Consider the following 17,130-nt stretch of genomic DNA (forward strand, 5'->3'; position numbering starts at 1 on the left):
TGAAGTACGGATTGTGGGAGTGATGCGTATGAAGATGCTTTTTGCGACGGCGTTACTCGTCGCTGGACCCGTTGCGGCGCAGACGGCGCAATCCGCTCGCCCCGTAGCGCCGCCAACGCTGGCGCAGATACCCGCCAAGGGACCCACGCTGGCCCCGGCTCTGCCCGGCGCTACCGGCAAGTCGAAGCCGATTTCGGCCCCCGGCGAAGTCTCGCGCAGTGCGCCTGTCAACGGCGTCCTGACGCTATTCGGCAACGAGCGCTGCCCGACCAACCAGAACGGCGAGGAAATCGTCGTCTGCGTCCGCCGCAGCGCGCAGGAGCAGTACCGAGTCCCCAAGGAACTCCGCGAGTTCGTCGTGACTCCCGAAAATGCCAGCTGGGCGACTAAGGCACAGGGAACGCTCGACGCAGGCGTCGGCGTCAACACGATCGGCAGCTGCTCCGCGGTCGGCCCCGGCGGCGCCTCCGGCTGCTTCAACCAGCGCGTCAAGGAATCGCGCCTGGAGAACAAGACGCGCGCGGCAGAAGTCCCCGTCCTCCCATAAAGCGGTCGTAAGCGGCAGCGCCTCTACTTCCCCCCTCCCTAAAAGGGGGGGCAGGGGTGGGTCGGCTTTTCGCACCGCTTACCGTCCCCTGGCGCACAAAAGGGGGCAAACGGAAGGGCTAACATCCGGAAATTAAAAACCGTCCGCGCCCGATCCGCGTCGATGGTTACGAAAAAAACTTCTCGCCTACTCTGCAATTCTTCTTGCCGCCGTCATGACCGCGCTGATGCTCGGGACGTGGCTGTTCGCCTGACACCCGCGCGTGCTGTTTTAGACGTAACTGTCCTACAGGGGGATGGAGTGGCATGATGCGCGAATGAGGTCGGCAGCCATCCGAAGCGCGTTCGCTCAAACCGCCCCCTACGGTGCGTCGGGCACAGGGAAAATGCTGCGCCAGCGTCTGTACTTTCTGCACTTCGGGCGAGCGTGGTCCTTGCACGGTGCGGGACTCGCGCTGTTTTTCAGCGAGTTAAGGCGATTCCGAGCGATGTCGCGATTCTCGATCGTAAGAACCTATCGCAAGGAGCAATCACATGACCAAACCGCTGGGCATCGCCTTCCTGCTGTTCCCGAACGTGACGCAGCTTGACCTGACCGGCCCCGCGCAGGTTCTGTCGCGGCTCGGCAACGCTCGGCTCGATCTTGTCTGGAAGACGCTGGAGCCGGTCCCGACCGACGCCGGTTTCTCGATCCTGCCGACCGCGACCTTTGCGGACGTGCTTCATGCCGACATTCTCTGCGTGCCCGGCGGTTTCGGCATAAACGGCGTGATCGCCGACGACGAGGCGATGGCGTGGGTCCAGACGGTCGGGGCCGAAGCGACGTGGGTCACGAGCGTGTGCACCGGCTCGCTGATCCTCGGCGCGGCGGGATTGCTCGATGGCTACCGCGCCGGCTGCCACTGGGCGCAACGCGACATGCTGACTCTGTTCAACGCCATCCCAGTCGACGCGCGGACCGTGGTCGATCGCAACCGCGTGACCGGTGGCGGCGTGACCGCGGGGATCGACTTCGCCCTCACCCTGACCGCAATGATCCGCGGCGAAGCCCATGCTCGAGCAGTGCAACTCGGTCTGGAATATGACCCCGCGCCGCCATTCGACAGCGGTTCACCCGCCAAGGCCGGTCCCGAGATCGTCGCGGCGTATCAGCGCCGCATGCAGTCGATCGTTCCTACGCGCGACGACGATCTGCGCGCGTTAGCAAAGCTCCGTGGTTACGAGTGACGCTTCAGCCCGCGCACCCGGTGCCAAATGTAGAAGCCGACCAGCGCGATCAGGACCACGCCGATCAGCAGGTCGGCGCTGTGGAACGCGGCCTTCACGCGCGGATCGCTGTCCCATTTGTCGCCGAGCTTCATGCCGACCCACGCAAGCCCGAAGCACCACGGCCAAGACCCGATGAACGTGTAGACGTGGAACGGCACCAGCTTCATCCGCGCGACACCGGCGGGGAAGGCGATGAACGAGCGGATAACGGGGAGCAGGCGGCCGATCAGCACCGCCATCGAGCCCCAGCGTGCGAAGAACCGGTCCGCCGCATCGAGCTCGCCCGGTCCGATCAGCAGATAGCGGCCCCACCGCTCGGCCATCGGCCGCCCGCCGCGCTTGCCGATTTCATACGCGACGACCGAGCCGAGATTGCACCCGATCGCCCCTGCGGTGGCGGCAAGGTACAAGTCGAACCGCCCGGTCGATACGAGATATCCAGCGAACGGCATGATGATCTCGGACGGCAGCGGGATGCACGCGCTCTCGATCGCCATGAGCAGCGCGATGCCGACATAGCCACCCGACGAGATGACGCCGATCGTGAAGGTGGCCAGCACGGCCAGGATCTTTTCGAACATGGGTCGGTCGATTGCGCGAACCGGGCGACGAAGGGAAGCCCTAAAGAGGAACCGCCGCGCGCTTCGTTCGCTGGTGCGGCATGACAGATCTCACACTCAACGACGGCTGCACCATGCCACAGATCGGCATGGGTACGTGGCAGATTCCCGACAGCCAGGCCGCGGCAATCGTCCGCTCCGGGCTCGATATCGGCTTCCGGCTGGTCGATACCGCGGCGATCTACGAGAACGAACGCGGCGTCGGCGATGGCTATAAAGGCTCGGATGCGTTCCTGACGACCAAGCTCTGGAACGATCGTCAAGGCGACGCCGAGGCAGCGATGGACGAGAGCCTTGCGCTACTCGGTGTCGAGTCGGTCGACCTGTACCTGATGCACTGGCCGGTGCCGAAGCAGGACAAGTATGCCGAAGCCTGGAAGGCGATGATCGCGCTGCGCGATGCCGGGAAAGCCAAGTCGATTGGCGTGTCGAACTTCCTGCCCGAGCATATTGACGCGATTGTGGCGGCGACCGGCGTGACACCCGCGGTAAACCAGATCGAACTCCACCCGAACTTCCAGCAGCGCGAACAGCGCACGTATCACGAAGCGCATGGCATCGTGACGCAGAGCTGGAGCCCGTTGGGGCAGGGCAAGACGGTTTTGCAGGACGACGCCATCGTTCGGATTGCGGACAAGCACGGTCGCAGTGCGGCACAAGTTATACTGGCGTGGCATCTGGCGAACGGCTTCTCGGTCATCCCGAAGGCATCCGATGCAGAGCATCTGGCGGACAATTTCGCAGCGCTCGACCTGACACTGGATGACGAGGACATGGCCGCGATTGAAGCGCTCGACGATCCGGCGGGGCGTTTGGGACCTGAGCCGAACAGCATGTGATGAGGATGAAGTGGCGGCTCAACTGAGAAGTTCGTCATCCTGACGAAAGTCAGGAACCAGGGTAACGGGCGTTGCGCTATTCGCCTCTGGATCCTGACTTTCGTCAGGATGACGGAGATAGGGAGCGTGTAGTTTGCTCGTTCGGTGATCAAGCAATCCGGCCGCCGACCGTCCGCAAGTCCTCGACGAACCGCGCATACTCTTCCGCCGCCTGCGCTGGATCGGGTAGCCTTAGCAGATAGCTTGGATGAACCGTGATCCAGGCCTCGCCGCCATCCGGCAACTGCAACGCCCGGCCACGCTCACGGCCGATCGTCATCACCTTCCCGAACAGCGATCTCGCCGCCGTCGCGCCTAGCGCCACGGTTACTTTTGGCTTGATAAGCATCTGCTCCTGCTCGATCCACCAGCGGCAGGCGTCGATCTCGCCCGCCCCGGGCTTGGCATGATTCCGCCGTTTGCCGCGCTGTTCGAACTTGAAGTGCTTCACCGCGTTGGTGACGTAGGCACGCGACCGGTCGACGCCGGCTTCGGCCATTGCCTTGTCGAACATCTGGCCGGCGGGGCCGACGAATGGGCGTCCGGCGATATCCTCTTGGTCGCCCGGTTGCTCGCCGACGAACATAAGCGGTGCGTCTACCGGTCCCTCGCCGAACACGGTCTGCGTTGCAGGCTTGTAGAGCGGACAGCGGGTGCAGCCGGCGGCCTCGTCGCGCAATGCTTCCCACGCGATCAGGCTGTTGCCGCCGACCGTGTCGCGCGCTTTCTGGATCATCCCGCTCTCCCTCGCTTGCGCCGCCGCCAGCAGGCCCGGCACCAGCGCGGTCTCGGGCATGTTCTTCCAGTATTTCTTCGGCATCTCCTTCAACATCGCGCCGATCTTGACGCGTGCCGGGTTGAAGATGCTGGCGTAATAGGTTTTCCAGACTTCCTCGGTCGGGTCGCCGTCGGGCGCGTCGGCCTTGCTCGCGCCGGGGCCTTCGGTGAGCGCCTTGCCATCCCAGTGGATCGAGACTTCGGGTGTCAAGATCGACCAGCGCATGCTGGCGAAGCGGTTGACGAAGAACGCGGCGTTGGCGCGGACGATGTGGTGGTCGGGCTCGAACCACGCGACGAAACGCGTTGTGCTGTCCTCCTCGACTTCGCGGAAGCGGAGGAACGCGCGCATCTTGTGGATGTCGCGGCGGACGTCCTTGGCGATTCGGTCGAGGCGGCGGACGAGCGGATCGGCGCGGTCCTCGATCAGTTTTTGTTCGCGGCGGAGGCGGAAAAGCAGCGTGTAGAGCAGGGCGAACCGTTCTGGGTCGCTGCCGAGGATGGCGCTACGGGCTAGGTCGATGAAGGCGCGGGGGACCGAGAACGCGCCGGGGGGCGGGGCGGGGGCGGGGTCCGCTACGGTTGCGAACAGGTCGACGGGTTCGTCGCCAACTTGCCAGACGACGTCGTCGGGGGGGACGTCCTCGGCGATCAGGCCACGCGCGGCGTCACGCCAGCCGTCGAAGTCGTCGGGTTCGGAAAGGGTTACGACGCGCATAATCCTCCCCGGCACGGGGAGGGGGACCAGCGAAGCTGGTGGAGGGGGGCTTCCACGAGCGTAACGGTGGTGGCGAGCCCCCTCCACCCCGCCGCTGCGCGTCGCGGTCCCCCTCCCCGTGCCGGGGAGGAATGCGTCGGCGTCACGCGAACATTTCCATCTGCTTGGGTTTTGGGGCGACGATGGGTCGGAGTTCGGCTTTGTCCGCCAGAGCTACCGGGCGCCAGTCTTCGGCGATGATGAAGGGGCGGAGCTTGGCGACTGACACGGTCAAGCGGGCGATGTCCGCCAAATGCAGGCGGCGCCAGCGGCGGCTGGTGAGGATGCCGTTGACGGCCTTCACCCCGAGTCCGGGGACGCGGAGGAGCATTTCGCGGGGGGCGCGGTTGACGTCTACCGGGAACGATCCGCGGAATTTGAGCGCCCAGGCGAGCTTGGGGTCGATGTCGAGCGGGAGCATGCCGGTGGCGTCGTCGGCGGCGGCTACCACCTCATGCGGCTGGAACTCGTAGAAGCGCATCAGCCAGTCGGATTGATAGAGTCGGTGCTCGCGCATCAGTGGCGGGCGTTGCAGCGGGAGGACGGAGCTCGCATCGGGGATCGGGCTGAACGCTGAATAATACACGCGGCGCAGGCCGAAGCGGTCGTACAGGGTCGACGCCTTCCGGACGATGTCGCCGTCCGTCGCGGCGTCTGCGCCGACGATCATCTGGGTCGACTGGCCGGCCGGGGCAAACTTCGGCGCCGACTTGTACTTGGCCTTGGCGTCCTTGCCGTCGATGATCGAGGCTTTCACCTCAGCCATTGCGGTCTCGATACGGACGCCGTCCTTCTCGGGGGCAAGGCGCTTCAGACCGTTCGCGGTCGGGAGTTCGACGTTGATCGAGACGCGGTCGGCGTACAGCCCGGCCTGGTGGACGAGTTCGGGATCGGCGTCGGGAATCGTCTTGAGGTGGATGTAGCCGCGAAAATGGTGATCCTCGCGCAAACTCCGCGCCACCTCGACCATCTGCTCCATCGTGTAGTTCGACGAGGCGATGATGCCGGACGAGAGGAACAGGCCCTCGATATAATTGCGCTTGTAGAAGGCGATGGTGAGATCGACCACTTCCTTCGCCGTGAAGCGGGCGCGGCGGACGTTCGAGCTCTTGCGGTTGATGCAGTAATGGCAGTCGAAGATGCAGCTGTTGGTCAGCAGGATCTTCAGCAGCGAGATGCAGCGGCCGTCGGGCGCGTAGGCGTGGCAGATGCCCATGCCTTCGGTCGAGCCGAGCCCCTTGCCGTCCTTCGAATTGCGCTTGGTCGTGCCCGACGACGCGCACGACGCGTCGTATTTGGCCGCGTCGGCGAGGATCTCGAGCTTTTCACGGGTGTCGAGTTGGGCCATTCGTTCGTCTTACGTTCCGCGAAAAGGGGTGTCGAGTGATGGAGATCAACTTGTCGCTATGTCGTTGTACTGGCCACCTTTCGGGTCGGCCCCGATGCTGGAAGTGCACAAAGTGCAGACGCTGGGAGCATTTTTCCGATGTCTGTACTTAGGCCCAGACGTGGACGATTGCGGATTCACGACGGTGGCAGGATCGGGTTGTGTAGGACACCCGAAAGTCAGCCGAACAGATAGCGGATCAGGTCGACCATGCCGCCGAGGCTCACGGGCAGGAGCAGCAACAGGAAGAGATAGACGAAGATCAGGCGGGTCAGCGCCTTCTCGTGCCGATACACGGGCTTGCGGGGAGGCAGGTCCTCCTTGCGCGGCCAGATGCAGGATTCGTCGAGGAACATCGAGGGTCAACGTCGCGAACGGGGATTGTCTCCCTATGCCGTTGCAATGAGTCCGGTCGCGGCTTGTAGGTCGACCGAGACCAGCCGGCTGACGCCGCGTTCGATCATCGTTACGCCGAACAGGCGGTGCATGCGGCTCATCGTGACGGCGTTGTGCGTGACGACGAGGTAGCGTGTGTCGGTGTCGCGCGACATCCGGTCGAGCAGGTCGCAGAAGCGCTCGATATTGGCGTCGTCGAGCGGCGCGTCGACCTCGTCGAGGACGCAGATCGGCGCGGGATTGGTGAGGAACAGGCCGAAGATCAGCGCGACTGCGGTCAGCGCCTGCTCGCCGCCGGATAGCAGGGTGAGCGACTGGAGGCGTTTGCCGGGTGGTTGCGCCATGATCTCGAGGCCGGCTTCAAGCGGGTCGTCGGAGTCGATCAGTTCGAGGTGCGCGGCGCCGCCGTCGAACAGCGTGGTGAAGAGGCGTTGGAAATGGCCGTTCACGGCTTCGAACGCGGCGAGCAGGCGTTGGCGGCCTTCGCGGTTGAGCGTGCCGATCGAGCCACGCAGGCGGTTGACGGCTTGGCCGAGTTCGTCGCGTTCGACCGCGTTGCCGCGCGCGGAATCTTCGAGTTCGGCGAGTTCGGTTTCGGCGACGAGGTTGACCGGGCCGATCCGCTCGCGGTCGGTGGCGAGGCGATCGTGCGTGGCGGCCTCTTCCGCTGGCGCGCGGACGTCGGCGACCGCGAAGCCGAGGCGTTCGGGGAGCACCGGGGCGGGGCATTGGAAGCGTTCGCCCGAGAGGCGGCCGAGATCGAGGCGGCGCGCTTCGTGGTTTTCGACGCGGGCGATCGCGCCGGCGCGGGCTTCACGGGCGACGGCGAGCGCTTCGGTGGTGGCGCGGTGGGCGTCGTCGGCGGTACGGGCGGCGGTTTCGGCGGTGCGTTCGGTGGCGAGGAGCGCGTCGGCGGTTGTGCGCGCGTGTTGGTGTTCGGCGTCGAGCGTCTCGATTTCAGCGTCGAGGGCGGCGGGGCGAGGGGCGATCGCGGCGAGGTCGGTGCCGAGCGTGGTTTCGCGCGAGTCCATGGCGGCGATGCGCTTGGCGGCTTCACCGGCGCGCGCGCGCCAGCTTCGGGTGTCGGCTTGGGCGGCGGACAGGCGTTCGCGGTGGGTGGCGATGCTGCGGTCGAGCGTCGTGCGATCGGCGCGGGCCTGCGCGACGGCGGCGCGGGCATTTTCGGCGTCGTATTGAAGCGCGGCGACCTGACGCGCGTTGGCGGTGCCGTCGGGGACGGCGGCCATCGCGGCTTCGGCGCGGGTGCGGTCGGCGTGCGCGTCGGCGACGTCGTCGGCGATGCGGTGCGCGCGGGCGTCGAGGTCTGCGCGCTGGGTGGCGAGGCGTTCGAGCGCGGCGGCGGCGCGGTCTTCCTGGCGGACGGCGTCGCGCGTGGCGGTTTCGGCGCGTTGCAGCGCGGCACGGGCGGTTTGCGACTGGCCTCTAGCCTGGGCGATCTGCTCGTCGATCGCGGCGCGCGTTCGTTCTGCTTCGTCCAGCGCTTTGGCCGCAGCGGGGCGGGCGGCCTGGAGTGCGGCGAGGCGGTTGCGGCGGACGAGGCGTTCGGCGGCGGCCGCGCCGGTGCCGGTTGCGGTGAAGCCGTCCCAGCGGCGGAGTTGGCCGTGCCGGGTAACAATGAGCTGACCGACGGCGAGGTGTTGCTGGCCGTCGGTGTCGACGACGAAGACCTGCGCGAGCCTGCGGGCGAGGGCGGGGGGCGCTTCGACATGCTTTGCCAAAGGTTCGGCGTCGGCTGGTGGGGCGGGGTCGTCTTCGCGGGGCTTGGCGCCGGCCCATGCGTCTAGGTTGGTGTCTAGATCGTCGCCGAGTGCGGCGGCGAGCGCGTGTTCGTAGCCGATGTTGGCGGAGACGTGGTCGAGCAGCCGGTCGCGGCCGCTGCGCTGCGTTGCCTTGGTGAGCGCCGTCACTTCGCTGTCGATCGCGGCGAGGTCTGCGCGGGCGGTGGCGCGAGCGGTTTCGGCGGCGTCTCGCGCGCTGGTCGCGGCGGCTTCGTCGGTGTCTGCCTGGGTGATGGCCTGGCGGGCGGATTCTGCTGCGGCGGTTGCGGCGCGTCGGGCTTCGGCGGCGGTTTCTCGCTGGGCGGCTAGCGGGGCGGCGTCGCCGAGTGCGCGGAGGGCGGCGGCGATCTGGGTGGCATCGCGATCGGCGCGATCGGCGCGGGTGCGAGCGGCGGCGAGGGCGGCGCTGGCGACGCGGACTTCGGCGGCGTCGCGGGCTTGCGTGGCGAGCGCCTGGGCGAGCGCGACTTCGGCGTCGCGGGCGCGACGTTCGGTTTCGGCGAGTGCGGCGTCGAGGTCGGGGATCGCGGCGGTGGCGTCGGCGATCGCTGTGTCGAGCGTCTTGGCCTCGTCGGCAAGGCGGGCGAGCGCGGCGGCGGCGTCGCTGGCGAGCGATCCTTCGCGGGCGCGGTCGTCGGCGATCCGGGCGCGGGCGTCGGTCAAGTCGGCGATCCTGCGCTCGACGCTGGCCTTCTCGGTTTTGAGCGCGGCGAGGCGGTTGGCGAGATCGCCGACCATGTCGCGCGCGGCGAGCGCTGCGGTGCGGGCGGTGGAGACGGCTTCGATCGCGCGGTGCTGGTCTGCGGCGGCTGTGCGCTCGGCTTCGGTGGTGGCGTGGACGCGGGTTTCGGCAGCGGCGGCTTCGGCTTTGGCGGCATCGGCTGCGGTGGCGGCTTCGCGCCAGCGGGCGAACAATGTGCGCGCTTCTGCGACACGGATCTGCGCGGAGATGAGGCGATAGCGTTCGGCGGCGCGGGCCTGGCGTTTCAGCGTGGCGGCGCGGGCGTCCTGGTCGGCAATGATCTCGTCGAGCTTGGCGAGATTGGCTTCGGTGGCGCGGAGTTTCCCCTCGGCGTCTTTCCGCCGGACGTGGAGGCCGGCGATTCCGGCGGCTTCCTCGAGCATGGCGCGGCGGTCGGCGGGTTTGGCGGCGATGACCGCGCCGATCTTGCCCTGGCTGACGAGCGCGGGCGAGTGCGCGCCGGTGGCGGCGTCGGCGAAGAGCAGGCCGACGTCTTTCGCGCGGACGTCGCGGCCGTCGATCCGGTAGGCGGAGCCGGCGCCGCGTTCGATCCGGCGGACGATCTCGCGTTCGTCACCGGCTATTTCCGCGAGGATCGAGACTTCGGCGAAGTCGCGCGGCGGGCGGGTGGCGGTGCCGGCGAAGATGACGTCTTCCATGCCGGCGCCGCGCAGGGATTTCGCGCTGGCCTCGCCCATCGTCCAGCGGAGCGCTTCTAGGAGGTTGGATTTACCGCAGCCGTTCGGGCCGACGACGCCGGTGAGGCCGGGTTCGATGCGGAGATCGGCGGGGTCTACGAAGCTCTTGAAGCCGGTGATGCGGAGGCGCTTGATCTGCATTCTTGCGCCCCCCGACGACTAAAGTTGAATCTTACCCCGGACCGTTGCGATGTTGTTTCCCCGCGAAGGCGGGGACCCAGACTGGGAGTGCGGGGTCGGATCGTCCCCCGGACGATCCTTGTGCATGCGGGGCATGCACAACCCCGCACTCGCCTTCGCGGGAGAACAATAAGGAGCTGCCGCTAGTCCAAACTTCACCTCCCCGGCGGAGGCCGGGGCCCAGTTGGAGAGGTGGCAGTAACAGAGCGCAGCGCTGATCAGCGACGTCCCCCAACTGGGCCCCGGCCTCCGCCGGGGTGGCGCAGTGGGTTAGGTTGCCGTCTATGCTCTCCGGAAGCGGAGGTGCCTTACGCCCCAGCCGCCTTCAGCGCCTTCTCCATCTGATCCCAGCTCACGACCTGATCGAGCTTCTTGTCGTTGATCAGGAACGTCGGCGTGCCCGTCACGGTGCCGGCCTGCATCGCGTTCTCGGTCGGCTTGGCCATCACTTCGAGCTGCTTCTGATCCGCGAGGCATGCGCGCGCCTTGGCTTCCGGGATGCCGCGCTGCTTGACGAAATCGATCGCGCCCATCTGTTCGGCGAGCTTGGTGGCGACGACCGTCGGCGGCTGGTTGGCGAGCGCCTTCTGCTGGTCGGGGGTCATCGCCTGGAGCTTGTCGAGGAAGGCGATCTGGTTGCCGTACATCTGCTCGAGGATCGGGAAGAACGGCGCGACGCCGCCGCACTGGCCGAGCAGGGTCAGCGCCACGTCGGGTGCGCCGTGGACGAGGAAGTCGCGGAATTCGAAGCTGACCTTCCCGGTCGAGACGTATTTCTCGGTCAGCGGCTTGTACGCCTCGCGGCCGAACGCGCCGCAGGTCGGGCACGAGCGTGCGCCGTATTCGACGAGCTTGATCGGCGCGTTGGGGTTGCCCATCAGGTAACCCTCGGGGGTCTTCACGACGGTCTCGGTCCAGTTCTGGCCGGCGGGGGCTGCGGCGGCTGCTACCGGCGCGGCGGCGGGCTGGTCGACGTTACCGGTCGAATCGTTCTTCGAGCAGGCGGCGAGCGCGAGCGGCAGTACGGCGAGGGCGATTACGAACTTCATGCTGTTACTCCAGTGGATCACGTGAATTAACGGGCGCCTGCCTTGCGGAGCGCGGGTTCTAGCTGTTCCCAGCCGACGTGCGGGACGATCTTGCCGTTGAGGTAGAAGGTCGGCGTCGAGTCGATCTCCTTCGGCGCGTCGGCGGTCAGTTTGACGATGCGGTCGATCTCGGGCTGGTTGGCAAAGCATGCGTTGATCGCCGCGTCCGAGAGCCCGCGCGCCTTGATCATCGCGGTCAGGCCGGAGCCGTCGGCATTGGCGCGAATCTGGGCGGCGGCGGGGTACATGTTCAGGCGCGCGGCGTTACCCTGCTGGTATTCGATCCCGCGCTCGAGCCATTGCGGCTGTGCGGCGAAGATCGCGGACGAGGTGGCGGAGAAGCCTTTCGGGCCGGTGCAGCGGGCGAGGATCGCCGCTGCCAGATCGAGCCGGTCGCGGATGAAGTGGCGGAACTCCAGGCTGGTCGAGCCGGACGCGATCATTTGGCGCTTGAGCATGGGTTCGGACTTCACCGAGAAGTCGGCGCAGTGCGAGCAGGTGTAGCTGGCGTATTCGACGAGCTTCACGCGCGCGGCGGGGTTGCCGATCAGGTAGGCGCCCGAGGGGAGAATGCGCGCGGTCTGCGACCAGTCGCGCTTGGGTGCGGCGCCGGTCAGCAGGAAGAGGGCGAAGACGGCAAAAAGGACGCGCATCAGGTGATCCTGGGAAGGCCGTGCGTCGAGGCGACGCCGGCGGCGAGGGATTCGAGGACGGCGCGCAGTTCCGGATCGGCGATGCCCTTCAGGCTCATACCGAGATCGACGGGGACCGGGCGGATCGAAGGCGGCGCCTTGCGTGGGACGGGGGCGGCGACCTCGCCCTGGCGGATCGCGACCTTCACGATTGCGGCATAGCCGAAGAAGCGGTTCACGCGCTCGATGATCTCGGGCGCGATGTGCTGCATCATCGGCGCGTGCGCGCCGCGGACGGTGAGGGTGAGGACGCCGTCCTGTTTCTTGCCGACCGGGAAGCGGATCGATTCGGGAATGCTCGCGCCCGCCAGTTTCGCGCCGACGATCTCGGGCCAGCGGCTGACGATCGACGACTGGACGAAGCCGAATCGCCGGAATGCCGCGCCGCCGATCGCAGGCAACAACTCGGCGACCGCGCGCGAGCGGTTCTCACGCGGGGCGTCGGGATCGGTCTTGCCTTTCACGCGCTTCGTCGCCGGCTTGGGCGTCGCAGATTTAGGCACAGAAACGGGCGGCTTGCTCATCTGCGAACCCATGCCATAGGCGACGCGTGAACGCCAAGCGCTCTTCGGTCTCCGGGGCCCTGCTCGACTGGTATGACGCGCATCGCCGCGACCTGCCGTGGCGGGCGAAGCCGGGCCAGGCGGTCGATCCGTACCGCGTGTGGCTGTCAGAGGTGATGTTGCAGCAGACCACCGTGGCCGCGGTGACGCCGCGCTTCCTGGCGTGGACGGCGCGGTGGCCGGATTTCGCGAGTCTGGCGGCGGCGGACGATGCCGACGTGATGGCGGCTTGGGCCGGGCTTGGGTATTATGCTCGGGCGCGTAATCTGGTGAAGGCGGCGAAGGCCGTGGTGGCCGAGCATGGCGGAGAGTTTCCGCGGACCGAGGTGGAGCTGCGCGCGCTGCCTGGGCTCGGCGCTTACACGGCCGCAGCGGTGGCGGCGATCGCGTTTGGCGAGCGCGCGGTGGTGGTCGATGCGAATGTCGAGCGGGTGGTCGCGCGAGTGTTTGCGATTCAGACGCCTTTGCCGGCTGCGCGACCGGCGATTCGGGTGGCGGCGGATTCGATCACGCCGGATGCTCGGGCGGGTGATTTCGCGCAGGCGATGATGGATCTGGGGTCGGGGATCTGCACGACACGCGCGCCGAAATGTTTGCTGTGTCCGATCCGCGCGTTTTGCGAGGGCTTTGCGCAGGGCGCGCCCGAGCGGTTGCCGGTGAAGGCGAAGAAGGCGACAAAGCCCCAGCGGTACGGAACGATCTTCTGGCTGGAGCGCGACGGGCAGGTGTTGCTCGTGCGGCGGCCGGACAAGGGTCTGCTGGGCGGGATGCGGGCGTTTCCGACCGGGCCTTGGGGTGATGTTCCCCCCGGTTTCGATGACGCGCCGGCGCAGGCGGATTGGCTGATGCTGGACGTCACCGTGGCGCACGGATTTACGCATTTCGATCTGCAACTGACGCTTGCGGTGGCGACGGTCGAGGCGCATCAACCCCGCGTTCCAACGGCAAGCGAATGGTGGCCGATCGACGAGCTGGATACCGCCGGCCTCCCGACCGTTTTCGCCAAAGCCGGTAAGGCCATACGGAGAGCTGCATGAAACTGGTGCACTGGATTTCGACGGGCGGACTTGCCGCATTGGCTGCCGCCACGGCCTATGCCCAGCAGGCGCAGCCGCGTCCGCAGGTCAGCCCGCAGGCTCGTCCTACGCCGCGGATGACGATCCCGGTCAACGCGCTGCTGCCTGCCACGTCCGCGCTGTTCGACAGCTACGTCGCGCAGGACAAGATGCCGGGGATCGTCGGTGCGTTCGGCGCCGGCGACGGTCCGACGTTGTTCCCGTCGGCGGGCAAGATCAGCGACGACCCGAATGCTCCGGCCGCCGGCCCCGATTCGCTGTGGCGCGTCTATTCGATGTCCAAGCCGATCACCGGCATGTCGGCGATGATGCTGGTCGAGGACGGCAAGCTCAACCTCGACGATCCGGTCAGCAAATACATCCCGGCGTTCAAGAACATGAAGGTCGCGACCAGCCCCGATACGTCGCTCGCCACGCGGCCGGCCGTGCGACCGATCACGATCCGCAACCTGCTGACGCATACCGCCGGGCTTGGCTACACGATCGTCACCAAGGGACCGCTGCTCAAGGAATATGAGCGGCTCGGGATCCTGCCGCTGTCGGTCAGCGCGGCGATGGAAGAGAAGATGCGGCCCGTCCGGCCGAAGTCGCTCGAGGAGTTCGCCAACCGCGTCGCGACGCTGCCGCTGATCGCCGACCCCGGCACCAAGTGGAGCTATTCGATCGGGCTCGACGTGATGGGGCGGGTGATCGAGGTCGCGAGCGGCATGAGCTTCGAGCGGTTTGTGCAGACGCGATTGTTCGATCCGCTCAAGATGCGGTCGAGTTTCTGGCAGGTGCCGCAAAGCGAGGTCGGGCGGCTGGCGACCAACTATGCGTTCGTCGGCGACACGCGGACGCCGCTCGATCCGGCGGCGACGTCGGTGTTCCTCCAGAAGCCGAGCTTTCCGTATGGTGGTGCCGGCCTCGTGATGTCGGCGCGCGACTACGACCGGTTCCTGCACATGATCCAGGACGGCGGCACGCTTGATGGCGTGCGCGTGATGAAGCCGGAGACGATCGCACTGGCGACGTCGAACCTGCTGCCGGCGGGCGTGACCTATGGCGGCGTGAGCGGCGGTACCGGTGGCACGAAGGGCAGCAACATGGGCTTCGGTGCGGGCGGATCGGTGGTGCTGGAAACGACGCCGAACGGTCCGGGCAAGGGCACCTATGCCTGGGGCGGGGCGGCGGGCACGATCGCCTGGGTCGATCCGCTCAAGCATTCGCGCGGCAACGTGATGGTCAATTACTTCCCGGCGGACCGGATACCGCTCCGCCAGCAGGTGGTCGCGGCGCTGCTCCAGGATGCGGCGAGGTTGCGCCGATGAGCGTGATGGACGCACCTGGGTTCACCGGTGGGACGCTCGACCGGTCGGATGCGTTGCGCCACGATCCGGAAGGGCTGGCGGCGGCGCAGGGCGATTGGCGTGCGCGGTTGCTGGTGCTCGATGGGTTGCTGCCGGGCACGACCGACGACGGGCATCTGGCCTGGACGTCGATGGCGGACATGCCGGACGATGCCGAGCCGATCCTGCTCGGGCTCGACGAGACCGGGCGGCCGCATTTCACGGCGCTGCTGGCGGGCATGCGCGTCGACAACGCGCCGGCGATGCGCTCGCCCGCGCTGATGGCGGTGCTGGCCGCGCTCGCGCCCGGTGAGGCGGCGACGTATGCGGGGGCTCGCAGTGTTATCGACTGGCACGTCCGGCATGGCTTCTGCGCGAAGTGCGGCTCCCCGACCGAGATGTTCCGGGCCGGGTGGGCGCGCAAATGTCCGAACTGCGGGACCGAGCATTTCCCGCGGGTCGATCCGGTGGTGATCATGATCGCCGAGCATGACGGGCGTGCGCTGCTCGGGCGCGGCAAGGGGTGGCCGGCGGGGCGGTATTCCGCACTCGCTGGTTTCGTCGAGCCGGCCGAATCGATCGAGGAGGCGGTCGCGCGTGAGATCCTCGAGGAGTCGGGCGTTCGGGTTGGCAAGGTGCGCTATGTCGCGAGCCAGCCTTGGCCGTTTCCGTCTTCGTTGATGATGGCGTGCGTCGCGGAGGCCGAGGACGATGCGATCACGCTCGACGTGAACGAACTCGAGGATGCGATGTGGGTGCCGCGCGAAATGGTGCGCGCGGTGTTGCGTGGGGAGGAGGGGCCGTTCGTCGCGCCGCCGCCCTATGCGATCGCTTACACGCTGCTCAAGGAATGGGCGGGGGAATAGGCGCTGCGTCAGCTTCGGATGGACGGCGCGGGGTATAGTCTCGTAACGGCGATGCATGACCCCGCTGACCTTTGATCGCCCGGACGAGCAGACTCGCGCTCGCCCCGATTGCCACCAGGCGATCAGCATCCTCGACCTGTTCACGATCGGGATCGGACCGTCGAGCTCGCATACCGTCGGGCCGATGCGTGCTGCGTGGCTGTTCGCCGATCTGGTCGCTGACGAGAAGCCGGTGGCGGTGCGCGTCGATCTGTATGGATCGCTGGCGCTGACCGGGCGCGGGCATGCGACCGACAGTGCGGTGATGCTGGGCCTGAGCGGTGCGCAGCCGGAGACGATCGATCCGGACCTGATCCCGGTGCGGCTGGCGGCGATCCGGTCGAGCGGGCGGCTGATGCTGGCCGAGCGGGTGGAGATCGGGTTCGAGGAGAGCCAGCACCTCCTGTTTCATTCGAAGACCTTCCTGCCGGGGCATCCGAACGCGGTGACCTTCACTGCCTCGTTCGGCGACGGGCGCAGCGTCGAGCGGACCTATTTCTCGATCGGCGGCGGGGCGATCGTCGAGGCGGGGTCGGGGCCGGTGAAGGCGAACATCCTGTTACCGCGCCCGTTCTCGTCGGGGGCGGAACTGCTCGCGACCGGGGACGCGACGGGGATGACGATCGCCGACATCGTCCGCGAGAACGAGATCGCCTGGCGGCCTGAGAGCGAGACCGATGCGTTCCTCGATGCCGTCCGTGACGCGATGTTCGCGTCGATCGATCGCGGGTGTCGGCAGGGCGGTATCCTGCCGGGTGGGCTGAAGGTGCCGCGTCGGGCGAAGGCGTTGTTCGAGGGGTTGCAGGCGCGCGATACCGCGGCGGATCCGTCCGCGGTGTTCGAATGGGTCAGCCTGTATGCGCTGGCCGTGAACGAGGAGAATGCCGCGGGTGGCCGCGTCGTGACCGCGCCGACCAATGGCGCAGCGGGCGTGCTGCCCGCGGTGCTGCGCTTCTACGAGACCTTTACAAAGGACCCGACGCCGAAGGGCGCGCACGACTTCCTGCTGACCGCGGCGGCGATCGGGTTTCTCTACAAGAAGCGCGCGTCGATCTCGGCGGCGGAAATGGGATGCCAGGGCGAGGTCGGCGTTGCGTGCTCGATGGCGGCGGGGGCGCTGGTCGCGGCGCTCGGCGGGACCAACGAACAGATCGAGAATGCGGCCGAGATCGGCATGGAGCACAATCTCGGCCTCACCTGCGATCCGATCGGCGGGCTGGTCCAGATCCCATGCATCGAGCGCAACACGATGGGCGCGATCAAGGCGATCAACGCCGCGTATCTGGCGCTGCGGGGGGACGGTCGCCATATCGTCAGCCTCGATGCGGTGATCGAGACGATGCGCCAGACCGGTGAGGACATGCGCTCGCAATATAAGGAGACGTCGCTTGGTGGCCTGGCCGTCAACGTCGTCGAATGCTGAAGGATT

General features: G+C 67.2%; 15 protein-coding genes. 7 read left to right on the top strand and 8 right to left on the bottom strand.

Annotated elements, in window-relative coordinates:
- Window positions 1–28: 28 nt before the first annotated feature.
- Window positions 29–547: a hypothetical protein gene (locus AC1ME3_RS08220; RefSeq protein WP_480955584.1), complete on the top strand. Its 519-nt coding sequence runs from the start codon at window positions 29–31 to the stop codon at window positions 545–547.
- Between the two features lie 533 nt (window positions 548–1,080).
- Window positions 1,081–1,773, top strand: a complete 693-nt coding sequence (locus tag AC1ME3_RS08225) for a DJ-1/PfpI family protein (protein ID WP_480955585.1) — start codon at window positions 1,081–1,083, stop codon at window positions 1,771–1,773.
- Here the strand turns inward: AC1ME3_RS08225 and AC1ME3_RS08230 are convergent.
- A complete protein-coding gene (locus tag AC1ME3_RS08230; RefSeq protein WP_480955586.1) occupies window positions 1,764–2,396 on the bottom strand; it encodes a DedA family protein in 633 nt (210 codons plus the stop codon). The two genes, AC1ME3_RS08225 and AC1ME3_RS08230, sit on opposite strands and share 10 nt — an antisense overlap.
- An 80-nt stretch (window positions 2,397–2,476) precedes the next feature.
- On the opposite strand from AC1ME3_RS08230, the gene AC1ME3_RS08235 reads away from it, so the two are divergent.
- Entirely contained in the window at window positions 2,477–3,274 is a 798-nt protein-coding gene (locus tag AC1ME3_RS08235) for an aldo/keto reductase (protein ID WP_480955587.1), read from the top strand.
- Between the two features lie 148 nt (window positions 3,275–3,422).
- Here AC1ME3_RS08235 and AC1ME3_RS08240 read toward each other — a convergent pair whose 3' ends face one another.
- The 7 genes from AC1ME3_RS08240 to AC1ME3_RS08270 all read right to left on the bottom strand — a co-directional run bounded on the left by AC1ME3_RS08240 (window position 3,423) and on the right by AC1ME3_RS08270 (window position 12,353).
- Entirely contained in the window at window positions 3,423–4,808 is a 1,386-nt protein-coding gene (locus AC1ME3_RS08240) for a UdgX family uracil-DNA binding protein (RefSeq protein WP_480955588.1), read from the bottom strand.
- A 142-nt stretch (window positions 4,809–4,950) separates the two neighbouring features.
- Entirely contained in the window at window positions 4,951–6,195 is a 1,245-nt protein-coding gene (locus AC1ME3_RS08245) for a putative DNA modification/repair radical SAM protein (RefSeq protein WP_480955589.1), read from the bottom strand.
- Between the two features lie 218 nt (window positions 6,196–6,413).
- Window positions 6,414–6,590 carry a hypothetical protein gene (locus tag AC1ME3_RS08250; RefSeq protein WP_480955590.1) on the bottom strand — a complete coding sequence of 59 codons (177 nt, stop codon included), beginning with the start codon at window positions 6,588–6,590 and terminating at the stop codon, window positions 6,414–6,416.
- A gap of 33 nt (window positions 6,591–6,623) precedes the next feature.
- Window positions 6,624–10,010 carry a chromosome segregation SMC family protein gene (locus AC1ME3_RS08255; protein ID WP_480955591.1) on the bottom strand — a complete coding sequence of 1,129 codons (3,387 nt, stop codon included), beginning with the start codon at window positions 10,008–10,010 and terminating at the stop codon, window positions 6,624–6,626.
- A gap of 347 nt (window positions 10,011–10,357) precedes the next feature.
- The gene (locus tag AC1ME3_RS08260; RefSeq protein WP_132895431.1) at window positions 10,358–11,098 is read right to left on the bottom strand and encodes a thioredoxin domain-containing protein; all 741 of its coding nucleotides are present in this window, start codon (window positions 11,096–11,098) and stop codon (window positions 10,358–10,360) included.
- A gap of 26 nt (window positions 11,099–11,124) precedes the next feature.
- Window positions 11,125–11,790, bottom strand: a complete 666-nt coding sequence (locus AC1ME3_RS08265; protein WP_480955592.1) for a thioredoxin domain-containing protein — start codon at window positions 11,788–11,790, stop codon at window positions 11,125–11,127.
- Complete coding sequence (locus AC1ME3_RS08270; protein WP_480955593.1) at window positions 11,790–12,353, bottom strand: DUF721 domain-containing protein; 564 nt, start codon at window positions 12,351–12,353, stop codon at window positions 11,790–11,792. The genes AC1ME3_RS08265 and AC1ME3_RS08270 overlap by 1 nt, the downstream gene beginning before the upstream one ends.
- Before the next feature lie 26 nt (window positions 12,354–12,379).
- Between AC1ME3_RS08270 and mutY the strand changes: the two genes are divergently transcribed.
- From mutY to AC1ME3_RS08290, 4 genes are read left to right on the top strand one after another with little or no spacing between them, the layout of a single operon-like run.
- The gene (gene mutY, locus AC1ME3_RS08275; protein ID WP_480955594.1) at window positions 12,380–13,429 is read left to right on the top strand and encodes an A/G-specific adenine glycosylase; all 1,050 of its coding nucleotides are present in this window, start codon (window positions 12,380–12,382) and stop codon (window positions 13,427–13,429) included.
- The gene (locus tag AC1ME3_RS08280; protein ID WP_480955595.1) at window positions 13,426–14,778 is read left to right on the top strand and encodes a serine hydrolase domain-containing protein; all 1,353 of its coding nucleotides are present in this window, start codon (window positions 13,426–13,428) and stop codon (window positions 14,776–14,778) included. Before mutY ends, AC1ME3_RS08280 begins: the two co-directional genes overlap by 4 nt.
- Before the next feature lie 5 nt (window positions 14,779–14,783).
- Complete coding sequence (gene nudC, locus AC1ME3_RS08285; protein ID WP_480955793.1) at window positions 14,784–15,662, top strand: NAD(+) diphosphatase; 879 nt, start codon at window positions 14,784–14,786, stop codon at window positions 15,660–15,662.
- Between the two features lie 55 nt (window positions 15,663–15,717).
- The gene (locus tag AC1ME3_RS08290; RefSeq protein ID WP_480955596.1) at window positions 15,718–17,124 is read left to right on the top strand and encodes an L-serine ammonia-lyase; all 1,407 of its coding nucleotides are present in this window, start codon (window positions 15,718–15,720) and stop codon (window positions 17,122–17,124) included.
- The last annotated feature ends 6 nt before the right edge of the window (window positions 17,125–17,130 follow it).

Source organism: Sphingomonas sp. BL2 (genome assembly GCF_056680015.1).

Excerpts from the sequence above, each read along its gene's own strand:
- AC1ME3_RS08220 (WP_480955584.1), top strand. The coding sequence starts at position 29 with ATGAAGATGCTTTTTGCGACGGCGTTACTCGTCGCTGGACCCGTTGCG.
- AC1ME3_RS08225 (WP_480955585.1), top strand. The coding sequence starts at position 1,081 with ATGACCAAACCGCTGGGCATCGCCTTCCTGCTGTTCCCGAACGTGACG.
- AC1ME3_RS08230 (WP_480955586.1), bottom strand. The coding sequence starts at position 2,396 with ATGTTCGAAAAGATCCTGGCCGTGCTGGCCACCTTCACGATCGGCGTC.
- AC1ME3_RS08235 (WP_480955587.1), top strand. The coding sequence starts at position 2,477 with ATGACAGATCTCACACTCAACGACGGCTGCACCATGCCACAGATCGGC.
- AC1ME3_RS08240 (WP_480955588.1), bottom strand. The coding sequence starts at position 4,808 with ATGCGCGTCGTAACCCTTTCCGAACCCGACGACTTCGACGGCTGGCGT.
- AC1ME3_RS08245 (WP_480955589.1), bottom strand. The coding sequence starts at position 6,195 with ATGGCCCAACTCGACACCCGTGAAAAGCTCGAGATCCTCGCCGACGCG.
- AC1ME3_RS08250 (WP_480955590.1), bottom strand. The coding sequence starts at position 6,590 with ATGTTCCTCGACGAATCCTGCATCTGGCCGCGCAAGGAGGACCTGCCT.
- AC1ME3_RS08255 (WP_480955591.1), bottom strand. The coding sequence starts at position 10,010 with ATGCAGATCAAGCGCCTCCGCATCACCGGCTTCAAGAGCTTCGTAGAC.
- AC1ME3_RS08260 (WP_132895431.1), bottom strand. The coding sequence starts at position 11,098 with ATGAAGTTCGTAATCGCCCTCGCCGTACTGCCGCTCGCGCTCGCCGCC.
- AC1ME3_RS08265 (WP_480955592.1), bottom strand. The coding sequence starts at position 11,790 with ATGCGCGTCCTTTTTGCCGTCTTCGCCCTCTTCCTGCTGACCGGCGCC.
- AC1ME3_RS08270 (WP_480955593.1), bottom strand. The coding sequence starts at position 12,353 with ATGAGCAAGCCGCCCGTTTCTGTGCCTAAATCTGCGACGCCCAAGCCG.
- AC1ME3_RS08280 (WP_480955595.1), top strand. The coding sequence starts at position 13,426 with ATGAAACTGGTGCACTGGATTTCGACGGGCGGACTTGCCGCATTGGCT.
- nudC (WP_480955793.1), top strand. The coding sequence starts at position 14,784 with ATGGACGCACCTGGGTTCACCGGTGGGACGCTCGACCGGTCGGATGCG.
- AC1ME3_RS08290 (WP_480955596.1), top strand. The coding sequence starts at position 15,718 with ATGACCCCGCTGACCTTTGATCGCCCGGACGAGCAGACTCGCGCTCGC.